We start from the raw sequence: 15,960 nt of genomic DNA on the forward strand, positions 1-15,960 counted from the left end.
ATTGTAAGGGTCTCTCCTTATTGCCTGAAAGCAGATTAATAAACAGAATTTTAAGGACATTTATATGCATTTCACGACACGTCCATCGAAAAAAGCACTGATAGCAGTAGCAATAACACTAGCATTCGGTAATTCCAATGCCATTGCGCAAGAATCAAAAAACGACGAAGCAAACACTGAGAATCTTGAAATTATTCAAGTTAGAGGGTTAAAAGGCTCATTGGTGAAGTCTATCAGCAATAAGCGTTACGCTAATACAGTAAGTGATACCATTACTGCAACCGATATAGGAAAATTACCGGACGTTACCATTGCTGACTCACTACAACGGATTACAGGTGTACAAATTAATCGTTCCGGAGGTGAGGGGAGTTCAGTAAATGTGCGAGGGATCAGCCAAGTTGGATCGACGCTGAATGGTGAACAAATGTTATCTGCGACAACCATAACTAGCGTTCAACCGAATTTTACTGATATCCCTTCAACCATGGTGTCAGGTTTGGATGTACATAAATCTCGCGAAGCAAAAATGATAGCCTCAGGTATGTCTGGAGTGATTGATTTACGTACCTACCGTCCTTTTCAGCTGGAGGAAGGTACTACAGTAAATGCCAAAGTAGAAGCGACTCGCGGTTCTATGGGGGATAAAACCGATAAATTAGTATCAGCATTTTTTGGCTATAATGCAGATAGAAAATTTGGGGCGACATTGTCCGTTACTGTTTCAGAAAAGAATTTAGCAGATTATCTGGTTGGCTCATCTGGTGAAGACTGGGGATTTGCCGCTACGGAGGCTAGCACCTTCGTTCAGGATAATCTAGATGCCAATGGGAATGGTACAACAGATGATGTGTACTATGCGTTTCAGGGACATCAGGCTTCTAATCAGTTTATTGAAAGGGACCGAGTAGGTGTTAACGGAGCATTTCAGTGGCAGCTAAATGATGATTTTGAATTGGTAGGAGAAGTCTTTTATACCAAAATGGAAGAATTCAGGGCGCAGGCTGGTTTTATTGCATCTCAGGCTTGGCAAGGGGTGACTGGATGGTTTACACCAGACGCTAACGGTTACACTGCACATGAAAATTTGATAAAAGACGACGACGATAACATTATTGAGTTAGGAGGAGCTTTCAACTCAGTTCAGTCTGGAGTCTTGCAGGCCCGACGAACGATGGTTCATTCAGAGGCAGATGCTGCTGACAGAGAAGCTATTAACACTAATTTACAACTAACTTTTGATAATGGTGGCGATTGGTCAGCAAAAGTACGTTGGGTGCACGGAGAAGCAACAGATAATAATTCACAGAGTTTTGTCGATGCCTATATCAACAGTGGAGCTCAAGTAGGCGCGACTTACTATGGTGCAGGTGGCGTACCAGTCAGTGATGTGAATCCTTGGGGTTATGACGGTCAGCCCGCTCAGTTGCCTGACGGCACTGAAGTAGGGGATTTCACCATGATCCCTATTGGTATTCAGTATTCAGGCTCTACACAGATTTGGGATTTGCCAACCACGCAATATATTGATGGTGAAATGGTTGAAGAAGTGTTCGGAAGTAATATCAATAGATATTCCGCTACATCCTCATTTCTCAACGGTGCTAATCGTGAGGCAGAGTTAGATATTGTAAGACTGGATGCAACTTATCTCGCAGATTGGGGGCCGATAGTCTCAGTTGATATGGGATTGCGGTATGCAAACCGTCAAGTAGAACAGAATGCTTGGATAGGTGGGGTTGCCCGCACTAACGCTTATGGTGACGCCTTTTTATCTAGGTGGAAAGACAGTGCAAGCCAGGCTCCTGAAACGCTTGAGTCGTTTATCGACCCCATTTCATTTGTTGATCTTGATGCTCAGGGGATGATCACTCAAATCAGTGACTTTCAGGGCACTAAAGGATTGGGGGCGCTTTATTTTGTAAATCCATATGCTATGCGTGATCCGCTTTCATGGCATAATCAAGTACATGGTGTAAATATTCAGTCACCCGACGGAGCTAATTCGTACATGTTGGACGAAACCTCGTCTGAAGCTTATACACAATTTAACCTTGATGGGGAGATTGCGGGTATGGCTTATCGAGGAAATGTGGGCGTGAGATATATTAAGACTGAGTTGGATATCGATCAATCCGATATAGCAAGTAATGGTACTGCTACCTACAATGGTGTTGAATACATCTTGTCCGGCGCTTTAGGTATGCTACCGCCTGCTTCTGCCATCATCAACACAAAGCGTGACTATTCAGATCTTTTACCGTCAATCAACTTTACCTTAGATTTGACGGATCAGCAGTTGGTTCGTTTTTCTTATACAAAAACCGTTACTCCACACAATACCAACAATTTGGCTGGAGGTATTAATGTCAACCGCATATTGGCGTGTAATGTAACACAGAGTGATGGCTCAAATGTATTCTGCGCTACTTCGGCAAATCAACAAGGAAATCCTCAGTTGGACCCTTGGCGCTCAAGTAATGTAGATGTTTCATATGAGTGGTACTTCAGTGAAACAGGAATATTTAGCGTTGCTGCGTTTTATATTGATATTGAATCCTTTATTCGTAATACGACTGTCTATTTACCAATACCTGACAGTGATGGAGTGGTGCGCGGTTATGATTCCGCTACAACAGAATTCACGGGTTTGGTTCCTACAACGACAATTGGAAATGGTGAAGGAGCCAGCATAAAAGGTTTAGAGATAGGGTATCAGCAAGGCTTCGATTTTCTAAGTGGGTTATGGCAAAACTTCGGCGTGAATGCAAACTACACATACTCGCCAAGTACCAGTGATTCAACGGATTATTACGGTAAGTCAACGCCGATGATTGATAACTCAGAGCATCAAGCAAACTTTGCACTGTGGTACGAAGATGAAAAATTACAAGCCAGAATTGCTGCAAATTATCGTAGTAAAACCTTTATTTCTATTCGTACGCTTGGTGATTATCAGTTAGCGAAATATCTTGAGCCTACACTCTATGTAGACGCTTCCGTAAGTTACGACATTGATGAACATTTTACCATTATGGTACAAGGGCTTAATTTAACAGAAGAATCCAGGAATCAGTATTTTCAGTGGGAAGACTTGATGGACAAACGTTATTATAATGAACGTCGAATTGCACTGGGTGTACAGTATCGAATGTAACAATCTTGGTTTCCAGCCAGTAATTGCCCCGTATTCCGGGGCTTTTTTGTAAGTTGAGGAGAGAGCATAAAGAGTCGAAGAATCGAATTCTCAGCATAATTAACGAATGAAAGAACGTAGATTCCTATATGCTAATATGAGTTGCGTCGAATTAGAGTCATAGTAAGGTAGTGAAACTAAGTGGACTACATATTGAGAATTGTTAAGAATACTCTGCCACAAGTATCGTACACAATATAGCCACATTGTGACGGTTAAGCTAAATTCTTCAGTGACACTTCTTTCTGAATGTATGCTCCATTGATTCGTTTGGCCCCAAGTAAATCGAATAGACTTTGCTCGGCCTGTTTAGCATTAAACGTGAACAACAAGCTTCCATCAAATTGAACCTTACCGAATACTGCACATCCAGTTTTGTGAAATTAGATAAAATGAACGTTGTTACAATAAAACGGGGAAAATTGGAGCAGTACGTTTTTAGCGATAGCGTGGAAAATATTCAAATATTTATTTTTTCAGTAAGTTTACATTCGTTAGTCAAAATAGTATTGGACAAAACCTGTCAAAATAGGGGTGAGCATCGGTTCTAAATATTCACGATGCTCTGCATGCTTCAAAAATCTGAATATGTCATAAGTTCCGAGTGTGCCACAATTAGGTGGTATAGCGTACTTGCAGGCATATTTAGGTTTATCGGTTGGTTTTGCTTATTTAGCTGGTCAATATACTGATCGGGATACCGCGGATTTTGGTAATGCTTCATCAAACTGGCTAGTGCTGTTTGGGTATGATTACGAAACCGGACATCATTGGTCATATTATGCATAGTCAAGCTAGCTTTTATCCATTCTGTCATAGGCCAACAACGCTTAGTCGCTTGCAAAGGTGTGCCATCAGTTTGGACGGCGTCAAACATTGTGTTAGCAGAGGGGTCGACACCAAGTTCAATCGCCTTAGCATAGAGCTTCTGACAATAATGAATAAGAGGTTTGCCGGTGATCTTTTGATACTTGTGCAACAGCCAGACCCATTCCATCAAGTGGCCGGGCTCAACAATATGACCTTGTTCAGGGTGTAGGTGCCAGTCAGATGTAAAAAATTCACGCAATACACCCGCTTTTTCGTCATAGAACACTTGTTCGAATAGGGTTAACATTTCTCCTGCATATGCCAGCCATTTACCCTTACCTGAAGCCTCATATAATGCCATAAAAGCTTCAAACAGATGCATATGAGGATTCTGGCGTCTAACCTCATGTGGATAATCGCCTTCGAGCCATCCTCCTTTACTTCCCTTAAGTTCACTTTCAATTTTCAAGATGAGTTTTTCGGCATGCTCTAATGCGAGAAGATCATGGTATGCCCGATATCGCCAAGCATAAGCGAGAAGAAAAAAAGCACAATCATAGAGATCGTGGGATGAATTGATGATTTTGTTATCTGACCCTAGGATATGAGGGTAATACCCGTAGAATTGTGCATTCGTTGTCTGATTAAGAAAAACGTCCATACCATAAGTTTTTGATAACCCCTCGCAAGTCCAACCTTGTAGATGTGCATAAGCGACTACGAACATCTGACGCGCTTGTACCCTTACTCGTTTGGGACTGTCGAAATCGGGCGTACCATTGGAAAGGAATTGTTCTAAGCAAGCACCAGACGGGTCAAATCCTTGTTTGAGCCATAAAGGAACAACTTGCTCACGTATCCATTGATCATATTGTAGGGTTAGCTTCCGCAAACCATCTTCCTGTAGCGGCGCATCAGAAATCATCGAGTTTCACCTAAGATGTAAATTAACTGTATATACATTAATCATACATCAAAAGTGAACCGGTTCAATTTATATTTTAATGCTCTTTGATATCTACTTTTACCTGCTACTTGTGCGGAGCTGCAGTACTTTCCCTAATAATAAATTCGTAAGGTAACACATGTTCTATTGTTGAAGGTGACTCTCCTTTGATCAGCGATATCAAAAGCTCTGCTGATCGTTCACCAATTTTCTCAGCTGGTTGTGCTATGGTCGTCAAAGTAGGGACAACATATTTGGAAACTTCCATGTTGTCAAAACCCGTAATGGATAGAGATTCCGGAATCTTTATTCCATTATCTGTGAACCCTTTAATTGCTGCTATAGCCATTTCATCATTCATGCAAAAAAGAGCAGTTGGGCGATTTTTCATCTGACAAAACTGTTCAGCTGCACTCAGTCCTGACCAATAATTAAAGTCACCTTCCAAAATTATTGATGGGTCAAATTCTATTCCGGCCTTTTTCAGTGCCAAAGTGTATCCTTTCAGACGGTCGATAGTGTGAGGGTTATCTTTTAGACCGGTAATGACACCGATCCGCTGATGTCCAAGATTTAGCAAATGGCGAACAACTTTTTCTGCTGCCCCAACATTATCAATGCGCACTGAATATGAGGGGGTGTTTTCGCAACTGCTTGCGGTAACAGAGAGAATATCATCACATGGAAGCAGTGATTCGCCCGAGCGATAAGGTCTTAAATTGATTAGACCATCCGCCAGACGGGTTTCGACCATTCGAACGAAAGCTCTTTCACGTTTCAGCGAGTCTTTTGTATCCCCAAGAAGTACGTTAAAACCCGCTTGCTGGGCTACGGTTTCAATACCACTTATAACTTTTGCAAAAAACAGGTTGGCAATATCTGGCACCATTACAACTATTGTATTTGCGCGGCTACTGCGAAAGCGTTGTGCCAGCATATTTGGCTTGTAATTGAGTTTCTTAATTGCCGCTTCAATTTTTATTAAATTCTTTTGGGTAACTTTATCAGGATTACTTAATGCCTTGGACACGGTACCCGTTGAGAGTCCAGCTTCTTTTGCCACGTCTCTAATCGTTGCCATAAATTAACCGCTCTTATCATTATCGTTGTAAGTTCAAATTGTTTAACTGTGGGCCGGTTCGCTTGGGTCACGATCGGTTCACTAAGGTAAGCAGTGACACTAAAAGCGAAGTCTAACAAATCATACAGTAAGATCGTTTTATTTTCTAAAAGCAAAAATAAAACTTGAAAAATGAACCGGTTCATTTTATGTTTCATCAATGAGCTAATATTTAACAATCTGCTAACCATTGGTGCTTCGGAAATAATTATGAATTTATCAACGCTGGATATCATCGTGATTGCAGGATACCTAGTAGCTGTTGTGCTGCTGGGAGTCTTTATCTCGCGTCTGGCTAAACAAAATACTAAAGGCTACTTCCTGGGTGGCAATCAAATTAAATGGCCTTTTTTGGGGTTGTCCAATGCATCAGGCATGTTCGATATCAGTGGCACTATGTGGATGGTATATCTACTTTTCATTTATGGACTTAAATCTGTTTACATTCCGTGGTTGTGGCCGAGCTTTAATCAGATATTTCTTATGGTATTTCTTTCTGTATGGCTACGTCGTTCAGGTGTAATGACTGGAGCCGAGTGGATTCGATTTCGTTTTGGTGAAAGTCAGGGGGCCACATGGAGCCATCTCATCGTCGTACTTTTTGCATTATTGAGCGTCTTAGGGTTTCTTGCTTATGGCTTTATCGGGATCGGTAAATTCGCCGCCGTTTTCTTGCCTTGGAAGTTGCATGCTGATGGTCACACAAATGAAGTACTTTACGGACTGATTATCACCGCTATGACGGCTATATACGTGGTCAAAGGGGGAATGGTCAGTGTGGTTTTCACAGAAGTTCTGCAGTTTGTAATTATGACCGTCGCGTGTATTGCTATAGGAATCATAGCGATGCAACAGGTAACGCCAGATATGTTGGCAAAAGCGATACCAAATGGATGGGATTCGATGGCATTTGGCTGGCAAGTTGATCTCGACTGGCAATCAATTCTGGCACAGGCTAATGAGCAGATCGTCAATGATGGGTGGTCATTGTTCTCAATTTTTATCATGTTGGTCTTGTTTAAAGGGATTTTACAAAGCCTAGCTGGTCCTGCGCCAAATTTCGACATGCAGCGTGTTCTGTCTGCGAAGTCGCCTTCAGATGCAGCAAAGATGAGTGGTTTTGTCAGTATTGTTCTTCTATTTCCCCGTTACATGATGATTACCGGGTTAACGATTCTGGCACTGGTATACTTTATGCCTGAGCTTCGAGCAATGGGTGATAATGTTGACTTCGAACAAATTTTACCTTTTGCTCTCGCGAATTTTGTACCTAGTGGCTTATTGGGACTAGTGATAGCAGGGTTGTTAGCGACATTTATGTCAACATTTGCGGCTACGACAAATGCCGCTCCAGCCTATGTCGTCAATGACATTTATAAGCGTTACATCAATCCTGATGCGTCTGAGTCGCAGGCCGTGAAGTTAAGCTATGTTGTCTCATTGGCCTTCATTGTGATGGGCACAAGTATCGGTCTATTTGTTCCTTCATTGAACAGCATTGTAATGTGGTTGGTTTCTGCCCTGTATGGCGGCTATACCGCATCAAATTTGTTGAAGTGGTATTGGTGGCGCTTCACTGGAATGGGATATTTTGCTGGCATGCTTGCTGGAATATTAGCCGCGATACCTATGATGTTTACGGATATTTCACCTCTTATGGCGTTCCCCGGCATGTTTGCGCTGTGTTTTATCACATGTATTTCTGTAAGCCTGGCTGGCCAGCCAGATGACATGACGGTACTTAGCAAATTCTATCTGAAAACAAGACCATGGGGACTGTGGAAACCTGTCCTAGAGCATATTCAGAAAACGAACCCGAAGATTACACCAAATACCGAAATGGGACGTGATTTGGTGAATATTGTTGTTGGAATAGCATGGCACACTTCCCTCACTGCAGCACCAATATTTATGGTAATCAAAGCATGGGGAAGCTTCACGTTTGCTTCGGCTATCGCTCTGATTACGACACTGATATTGAAACTAAACTGGTGGGATAAGTTACAGGACTGGCCCACCGGCGAATTGTCGTCACTTCAACAAAATTCTGCAACTAATGAAATGCGCACCCGCGTGAGTGCAACGTCAACACCGAAATAAGATCGAGAAATAAAATATGAAAGCAACAGTTTTTGACAATCGCCTTGCAGCACTAAGGCAAGAGTATAAGACATTAGTGGAGCGGCCGAATCAGCCAGCTGGAATTGGTAACGGTATTTATCAACGTTATGCGAACCCAATTCTGACTGCTGCACATACTCCCTTGGAATGGAAGTACGACTTAAACCCTAAAACCAATCCATATTTAATGGAGAGAATTGGTGTAAATGCGGCTTTTAATGCAGGGGCTATTCTTTTAGACGGTCGATACCTGGTTGTCGTCAGAATGGAAGGTGCTGATCGAAAGTCTTATTTCGCAGTGGCAGAGAGCCCTAATGGCATAGATAATTTTACGTTTTGGGAACGTCCCGTGACAATGCCTGAAACAGAAGAACCGGATACTAATATCTATGATATGCGCCTTACACAGCACGAAGACGGATATATCTACGGATTGTTCTGCACTGAGCGTAAAGACAATACTCGAATGATGGATACTTCAGCTGCAACCGCACAATGTGGTATTGCCAGAACGAAGGATTTGGTGAAATGGGAAAGGTTGGCAGACCTGAAAACGAACGGAGGCCAGCAACGGAACGTTGTTTTGCACCCTGAATTTGTAGATGGGAAATATGCACTCTACACAAGACCCCAAGACGGGTTTATTGAAGTTGGTGGGGGAGGTGGTATAGGTTGGGGGCTAACCGATTCCATGAAAAATGCAGTGGTAGAAAATGAAACCATTATCGATCAGAAGGTGTACCACACCATATCTGAACTAAAAAATGGCCAGGGGCCGACGCCGTTCAAAACCAATCAAGGATGGCTGCACCTAGCACACGGTGTAAGAAATACAGCTGCAGGTTTGCGATATGTGCTTTACATGTTCATGACGGATTTAGACGCACCGTGGAAAATCACTCACAAACCAGGAGGATTGTTTTTAGGACCAGAAGGTAACGAGCGTGTGGGTGATGTTAGTAATGTGGCCTTTTCGAATGGCTGGATCCGAAATAGTAACGACGACGTTTTTATTTACTATGCGTCGGCGGATACGCGCCTACATGTTGCAACCTCTACTATAGGTCAATTGGTCGACTATTGTATTAATACACCACAAGACGACCTTCGCTCTGCAGCATCTGTAGAGAAGATAAATCAGTTGATCTCTCGAAATAAGGGGGGCATGTAATGGCTTCTGAAGCCTCCTTAGAGAAGCCTTTTAGCAAGGAGCATGTATTTGCTGAATTACAAAATATAGCTACCTGGTGGGCATCAATACCATTGGACCACAAAAATGGTGGTTTTGTTGGGGAAGTAACTTACAACGGTCGTCCGGTAGTGGAATCGAACAAAGGTGTAATTTTAAACAGCCGGATATTGTGGTTTTTTAGTGAAATTGCATTGTTTACACCCACTGAAACCTATAACGCTATGGCAAAGCGCGCTTTCGATTGGATTTCAGAATTCTTACACGATAAAGAATATGGAGGTATGTATTGGGAGGTATCTGCGATAGGAAGGCTTATCAACGGTAAAAAGCAAACGTATGCTCAGTGTTTTTGTATTTATGCGTTGAGCAGATATTACGCCTTAACTGAAGATTCTAAAGCATTGCAACTGGCTTTGGAGTGTTTTGAGTTTGTTGAGGCGAAAGCTCGGGACAGAGAGTATGGCGGGTATATTGAAGCATGCACACAAACCTGGGGAGCTGTGACCGATTTTCGTCTAAGTGACAAGGATTTAAACTGTCCAAAGTCAATGAATACGCATTTACACGTATTAGAGGCTTATGCAGCGCTATACCGAGTGAGCCCGACAAATGTTGTTAAAGAAGCCCTCAGCCACGTTATTCAAGTATTTTTAGAAAATATAGTTACCGCTGACAGAAAACATCTGACTTTATTTTTTGATGCAACTTGGAATCCAATTTCAGATGCAGTGTCTTTTGGGCACGATATAGAAGCAAGCTGGTTATTACACGAAGCGGTTACTATTCTCAATGAGCCAGCGATTGCCGCTGAAGCCGAGCCAGTTATTCTTGGTCTTGCAGAGTCTTGCCTGAATAAGGGAATTGCTCCACAAGGGTATGTCTGCGATGAATATCTACCAGCACCCAATCACCGAAATGAAGTGAGCTTTTGGTGGGTTCAGGCAGAGGCGCTGGTGGGGTTCCTCAATGCATACACGCTTACCCAGAATGAAGAGTTCCTTATTGCTTGTACTCCAATATGGGCATTCATTCAACGGCATCATATTGATAAAGATCACGGAGAGTGGCACTGGCGCGCCAATTGTCATGATTTATCAGGTATCAAGGAATATAAAGCTGGATTTTGGAAAGCCCCATATCATAACGGCAGGGCCATGATGGAGCTTTGTCGCCTGTTCAATCAAATAGGGTATTAAATATGACCTTAATAAGGTTGGGCTTATTAGTTTTTGTTTTAATGGTGGTGAAACCGGTACACGCAGAATTTTCCCATTTTATAACGCGTGATGGCAGTGTCCTGATTGAGAATGGTAAACCATTTCGTTTTTTTGGTATTCACGCTCCTGAGCTGCATCGAATAGAAGACGACGCTAAAGGGCACTGTGCAGCAGATAAACGAAATTGGGCGAAGTATTTTAAATGGCCTACACCCGATGAACAGGAAAATTGGATCCTGGCGTTGACTCGTTCTGGACATAAAGCAATGCGAATTTATGTGCTTTCAGTTGAAAATGTCAATGATGTTGCCTGCCAACGAGAAACCCATATTTTGGCACCGCTTACGCCGCTCGCAATGCCAAGGTTGAACGAAAATGCCATGGTGGTTTATGACCGGATGGTCGCATTGGCCGACAAGCATGGCTTGCGTCTCATACTGCCGTTTATTGATCATTGGCATTGGTGGGGAGGTCGTGCAGACCTGGCTGCATTCTATGGGGAAGAGGCGAAAGATTTTTACGTCACAACGTCGAAAACATACCAAGCGTATCAGGCAATAATCAGGCAAGTAATAACGCGAAAGAATACTATAACCGGAAGATTCTATTACGAAGAAAAGGCTATTATGGCCTGGGAAACTGGTAATGAACTGGTTGATAGTACGCCACAATTTGTCGCTGAAACATCTGCTTGGATAAAGCAATTTGCCCCTGACCAGCTGGTTGTTGATGGGACTTATTTAAAAGTTTTACAAAGTTCTTTGTCTGATCCAAACGTCGACATCATAAGCAATCATTTCTATTCCGTTAACAACAACAATCAGCCACAAACAGTGATTGATGACCTGACTGCTATCGCTGGACAAAAGGCGTATCTAGTGGGCGAGTTTGGCCTGTTACCAGTGAAAGAAATGAGCGCGATTGCAGACGCTATTGCATCAACAAGTGTAAACGGCCACACCGCATCAGGTGGTTTTATTTGGGGGTTTCGTGGTCATCGCCACAATGGTGGCTTTTACTGGCATAGCGAAGGAGACAGCGGCTATATGAGTTATCGTCTGCCAGGATTCGACGAAGGTCAGTCGAATAGTGAAAAGGACGTCATCAAAATAGCGCGAAATACGCAGGCCAAAATGGCTGGGTTATCTGCGCCACCAGCATTACCTATCCCCCTACCTCCGATATTGCGGAAAGTCAGTGATAGTGGCGTTCTTAGTTTTATGGGCTCGCCGTTGGGCGAGCTCTACCGTATTGAACGGCGCGTTAAAGGTGAAAAAAAGTGGACAGTCATTGCTGACGGAATTTCAGATGGGAAAGTAAAGTTTGACCCTGAAAAAGATGAGTTGTTCCAGGATTGTTCTGCAAAGCCATCGTCAGTTGAAATTGACTACCGTGTAATAGCAACCAATGCCTCAGGTGAATCAGTACCTTCTAATATTGTTACTAAACAATATTAGGACTGTTTCAATAAATCGGTTTGCTTACATTCCGAACAATTGAACTATTGGATATTAAAATGAATAAATATGGTTATGTAGTATTTCTGTTTTCTATAGTGTTTTTAAGTCAAGCTTCCTTTGCTAAAAAGTTTGACGAATTGGCATCTACCCCGCAAATGGGGTGGAACAGTTGGAATAATTTTGATTGCAATGTAAATGAACAGATGGTCAAGGAAATGGCTGACGCAATGGTTGCCTCAGGTTTAAAGGATGCCGGTTACGAGTACATCAATATAGATGATTGTTGGCATGGTGAGCGCGATAAGAATGGGTTCATTCAGGAAAACTTAGAGCATTTTCCGTCTGGAATGAAGGCATTAGCAGACTATATACACAGCAAAGGTCTCAAGCTTGGTATTTATTCAGACGCTGGTACAAAGACTTGCGCAGGAAAACCAGGTAGCAGGGGGTATGAATATCAAGACGCAATCACTTACGCAAAATGGGGAGTAGATTATTTAAAGTATGACTGGTGCAATACAGAAAATGTTAATCCAATCGGTGCCTATTCACTCATGCGTGATGCGATTTATGCCGCCAAAAGACCAATACTTTTTAGTATGTGTGAATGGGGAGATAACAAGCCTTGGGAGTGGGCCTCTGATGTCGCACATTCCTGGCGCACCACAGGAGATATCTATCCTTGTTGGAATTGTGAAATTAGTCATGGTTCTTGGTCTTCTTTCGGTGTGTTGAATATTCTTGATAAGCAAGAAGGACTCAGAAAATATGCAGGCCCTGGTCACTGGAATGACATGGATATGATGGAAGTGGGGAATGGTATGTCTTACGAAGAAGACAAGGCTCATTTTTCAATCTGGGCGATGATGGCTTCACCGTTAATCGCGGGTAACGACTTAAGAACGATGAGCGAAACGACTCGTCGTATATTAACTAACAAGGCCATGATCGATATTAACCAAGACCCTCTTGGCATTCAGTCAATGAAATATATCGACGAGGGAGATTTTGAGATTTGGGTTAAGCCTCTGAAAGACAATCAGTGGGCAGTCATGTTTTTAAATCGCAGCGATGAGGAAGTGAGTTATTCCTATAATTGGCAGGTCAATCTCTTGAAGGATGATATTTTCAATTACTACGTTGATTTTAATAAAGCTCGATTTAACTGGCAAAGTGTGTGGGGGAATGAGGTGGGTAGTACCGATGATGAATTAACTCTTACTGTTCCAGCGCATGGTGTACAGGTTCTGAGACTAGTACCACGTTAAATTAGACCGCGATACAAACGTGTAATTAAAAGGAAATCAAATGTATTCATTGGATTGTTTCAAAGCCTATGATATTCGCGGAGTTGTGCCGGAACAACTGAATCCAGAATTAGCATATGAAATTGGACGGGCGTTTGCTGATACTATAGGGGGTAGCTTAGTCGTTATTGGACACGATATAAGATTGTCTGGACCTACGATCTGTGCTGCGTTGAGTGAAGGTTTGATGGACGCTGGTGTCAATGTAATTAATATTGGTTTATGTGGTACTGAAGAAATTTATTTCTCGGTCCCACATTTGAATGCCGATGGTGGGATATGCGTTACGGCAAGCCATAACCCTCAAAATTACAACGGTATGAAGCTCGTTGGGAAAAATTCTGTGCCAATAAGTGGTGATACAGGGTTGAATGAGATTAGAGATTGCATTGCAAACAATAGTTACTCGGCAAAAAAGGCAACAAGAGGCACGTATCATAAGCGTTCAACGCGTAAGGCGTATATTGAAAAATTGCTGTCTTTCATCGATCTCGAAGTACTAAAGCCCTTAAAAATTGTTGTAAATCCGGGGAATGGAGGTGTCGGTGAAATTGTCACATTACTGGAGGAATTTCTGCCTTTTAGTCTCATAAAAGTAAACTATAGTCCCGATGGTAATTTTCCCAATGGTGTCCCCAATCCCTTACTCGAAGAAAACAGAAGAACTACAAGCGAAGCTGTGAGAGCCCATAAGGCTGATTTAGGCATTGCGTGGGACGGAGATTTTGACCGATGCTTTTTCTTTGATGAAAAGGGAGAATTTATTGAAGGCTATTATCTCGTTGGATTGTTGGCTAAACAGCTGTTGCTTGAACAGAAAGGGGAAAAAATAATTTATGACCCTAGGCTCTATTGGAATACTGAGAAAATATTGTATGAATGCGGAGGAGTAGGCGTTAAAAGTAAAACCGGCCACGCTTTCATAAAAGAAAAGATGCGGGCTGAAAATGCGTTATATGGTGGTGAAATGAGCGCCCATCATTACTTTAGAGATTTTTACTATTGTGATAACGGCAATATTCCTTGGCTATTGATTGTTCAGATGTTGTCTCAATGTCAAACACCATTTTCCGAATTAGTCAGAGACAGTCAAAATGCATTCCCCTGCAGCGGTGAAATTAACTTGAAAGTTGAAAATCCAAATGATGTGCTGCAGGCATTGCATAGAGAATATGAGCCATTTGCACAGCATATTGACCAGATAGATGGGCTAGACATGGTTTTTTCAGAATGGCGATTCAATATTCGATGTTCAAATACTGAGCCTCTACTCAGGATTAATGTAGAAAGTCGAAATTGTACGGATTTAGTTAAGAAAAAAACATTGGAAGTTTTAAATGTTGTTAAAGCCATGTGTCTAGAACAATAATACTAGATAACACACTAAGGAAAATAAAAAGTAGGGTTAGAAAATTTAAATTTTTTAAACTGTATTAGCTCAGACCTGACAGTTACCCAGTTGTTCGGTGTCAGTGTATGATTAGATTTGAGCTAGATTCTTATCAGCTGGAACTTAATATAATAATAATGGTTTCCAACCTTTTCCTACTTGGTTTGACCCAACACCAAGTATTAACCATCAATTTTTTGATGGTTTTTTTTGTCCTCTTTAGATTGTTTTTTTCAGGCTATTTTCCTCTGGCAGAAGGTATCTTGGTCGCAATGAATTTTATGCTGTTAAATGCAACCACGCTGTTTGTATTCAGTTTCCCACTCTTTAAAACGTTTTTCGTCGCGTTCAGCACTCTTAGCTCGCCTTTCTAGTGTTTTATTCGAAACGGGCTTTGGCGTAGCTTTATCGAAAGTTACACCTGATAATTCGGCGGCAAACATCTCAGGTCTTACATGACTGTAATGCTGTACAATCATCGCGACACTAGTACCACACTGTTTAGCAATTACATCCATGCTATTACCTGCCAGCAACTGCCACGTGATATATGTATGGCGCAATGAATATAGGGTTCTAGGTCCACGAGGAGAGTCTTTCAGGTTATTGTTCTGAAGAACTTTTTCAAATGCCTTGCCTAACTGCGGTGTTGTTTCACCGTTAGCCAATCGGAATAATTCTTGGCTTGGAGTTCTATGTGGGAAACGATCTCGCAGTCTGGATATGGCGCCAATGACATCTTTCTTACAGACGACTTTGCGCGTGCCGGTATGTTTAGTTGTTTTACCTTTGCGGACATTAATGAAAAACTGAGCTTTACTACCTTGTGTTTTGATTTCTATATCGCCCCAAGTGATGCTTTCCATCTCTGTGCCTGGACGTATACCGGTACTTACTGCGATTTCACAGTAGTCATACAATAGTTCTCTAATCTGACGTGTTTTTTCACTGTGAGCGTTTCGTTCGCTTTCGAAAATACCATCAATTACAGCGTCATACTCGTCTTCTGAAAATGCAGCGCGGCGGGTACCGGCTTCGCCTTTTGAGGAAAGTATCGGAACCTGTGCAGCAATCATCCACTTTTGCTCAATCGCTTCTTTAAAAACGAGGTTTAGAGCTGCATTGTGTGTCAATAGAGTGGACGAAGCAGGTGGTTTACTCATTCGATTCTTACGCCATACCACGAATTTAGATATAGCTT

The 15,960-nt window shown here is 42.1% G+C and carries 10 protein-coding genes; 7 read left to right on the plus strand and 3 right to left on the minus strand.

What is annotated here, in order from left to right; all coding sequences use genetic code 11:
* Positions 1-64 precede the first annotated feature (64 nt).
* Complete coding sequence (locus AC4MRN_RS02630) at positions 65-3,157, plus strand: TonB-dependent receptor (RefSeq protein WP_491202421.1); 3,093 nt, start codon at positions 65-67, stop codon at positions 3,155-3,157.
* 613 nt (positions 3,158-3,770) lie between these two features.
* Here the strand turns inward: AC4MRN_RS02630 and AC4MRN_RS02635 are convergent.
* On the minus strand, positions 3,771-4,931 hold the full coding sequence (locus AC4MRN_RS02635; RefSeq protein WP_491202422.1) for an AGE family epimerase/isomerase: 1,161 nt from the start codon (positions 4,929-4,931) through the stop codon (positions 3,771-3,773).
* 106 nt (positions 4,932-5,037) lie between these two features.
* Positions 5,038-6,033, minus strand: coding sequence for a LacI family DNA-binding transcriptional regulator (locus AC4MRN_RS02640; protein ID WP_491202423.1), 996 nt, complete (start codon positions 6,031-6,033; stop codon positions 5,038-5,040).
* 249 nt (positions 6,034-6,282) lie between these two features.
* On the opposite strand from AC4MRN_RS02640, the gene AC4MRN_RS02645 reads away from it, so the two are divergent.
* Genes AC4MRN_RS02645 through AC4MRN_RS02670 form a run of 6 tightly spaced genes read left to right on the plus strand, consistent with a single transcriptional unit; the run spans position 6,283 to position 14,738 of the window.
* The gene (locus AC4MRN_RS02645; RefSeq protein ID WP_491202424.1) at positions 6,283-8,172 is read left to right on the plus strand and encodes a sodium:solute symporter family protein; all 1,890 of its coding nucleotides are present in this window, start codon (positions 6,283-6,285) and stop codon (positions 8,170-8,172) included.
* 16 nt (positions 8,173-8,188) lie between these two features.
* The gene (locus tag AC4MRN_RS02650) at positions 8,189-9,364 is read left to right on the plus strand and encodes a glycoside hydrolase family 130 protein (protein WP_491202425.1); all 1,176 of its coding nucleotides are present in this window, start codon (positions 8,189-8,191) and stop codon (positions 9,362-9,364) included.
* Positions 9,364-10,581: an AGE family epimerase/isomerase gene (locus AC4MRN_RS02655; RefSeq protein ID WP_491202426.1), complete on the plus strand. Its 1,218-nt coding sequence runs from the start codon at positions 9,364-9,366 to the stop codon at positions 10,579-10,581. The genes AC4MRN_RS02650 and AC4MRN_RS02655 overlap by 1 nt, the downstream gene beginning before the upstream one ends.
* Before the next feature lie 2 nt (positions 10,582-10,583).
* A complete protein-coding gene (locus AC4MRN_RS02660) occupies positions 10,584-12,059 on the plus strand; it encodes a glycoside hydrolase 5 family protein (protein ID WP_491202427.1) in 1,476 nt (491 codons plus the stop codon).
* A 59-nt stretch (positions 12,060-12,118) separates the two neighbouring features.
* Positions 12,119-13,330, plus strand: a complete 1,212-nt coding sequence (locus AC4MRN_RS02665) for a glycoside hydrolase family 27 protein (protein ID WP_491202428.1) — start codon at positions 12,119-12,121, stop codon at positions 13,328-13,330.
* A gap of 40 nt (positions 13,331-13,370) precedes the next feature.
* Entirely contained in the window at positions 13,371-14,738 is a 1,368-nt protein-coding gene (locus tag AC4MRN_RS02670) for a phosphohexomutase domain-containing protein (RefSeq protein ID WP_491202429.1), read from the plus strand.
* 308 nt (positions 14,739-15,046) lie between these two features.
* Here the strand turns inward: AC4MRN_RS02670 and AC4MRN_RS02675 are convergent.
* Positions 15,047-15,960: tyrosine-type recombinase/integrase (locus tag AC4MRN_RS02675; RefSeq protein ID WP_491202430.1), on the minus strand; the 914-nt coding region annotated here is incomplete at its 5' end.

The sequence above is a fragment of the Marisediminitalea sp. genome (assembly GCF_984433645.1).

Coding starts and splice junctions, on each gene's coding strand:
- AC4MRN_RS02640 (WP_491202423.1), bottom strand. CDS start 6,033: ATGGCAACGATTAGAGACGTGGCAAAAGAAGCTGGACTCTCAACGGGT.
- AC4MRN_RS02630 (WP_491202421.1), top strand. CDS start 65: ATGCATTTCACGACACGTCCATCGAAAAAAGCACTGATAGCAGTAGCA.
- AC4MRN_RS02665 (WP_491202428.1), top strand. CDS start 12,119: ATGAATAAATATGGTTATGTAGTATTTCTGTTTTCTATAGTGTTTTTA.
- AC4MRN_RS02655 (WP_491202426.1), top strand. CDS start 9,364: ATGGCTTCTGAAGCCTCCTTAGAGAAGCCTTTTAGCAAGGAGCATGTA.
- AC4MRN_RS02650 (WP_491202425.1), top strand. CDS start 8,189: ATGAAAGCAACAGTTTTTGACAATCGCCTTGCAGCACTAAGGCAAGAG.
- AC4MRN_RS02670 (WP_491202429.1), top strand. CDS start 13,371: ATGTATTCATTGGATTGTTTCAAAGCCTATGATATTCGCGGAGTTGTG.
- AC4MRN_RS02635 (WP_491202422.1), bottom strand. CDS start 4,931: ATGATTTCTGATGCGCCGCTACAGGAAGATGGTTTGCGGAAGCTAACC.
- AC4MRN_RS02660 (WP_491202427.1), top strand. CDS start 10,584: ATGACCTTAATAAGGTTGGGCTTATTAGTTTTTGTTTTAATGGTGGTG.
- AC4MRN_RS02645 (WP_491202424.1), top strand. CDS start 6,283: ATGAATTTATCAACGCTGGATATCATCGTGATTGCAGGATACCTAGTA.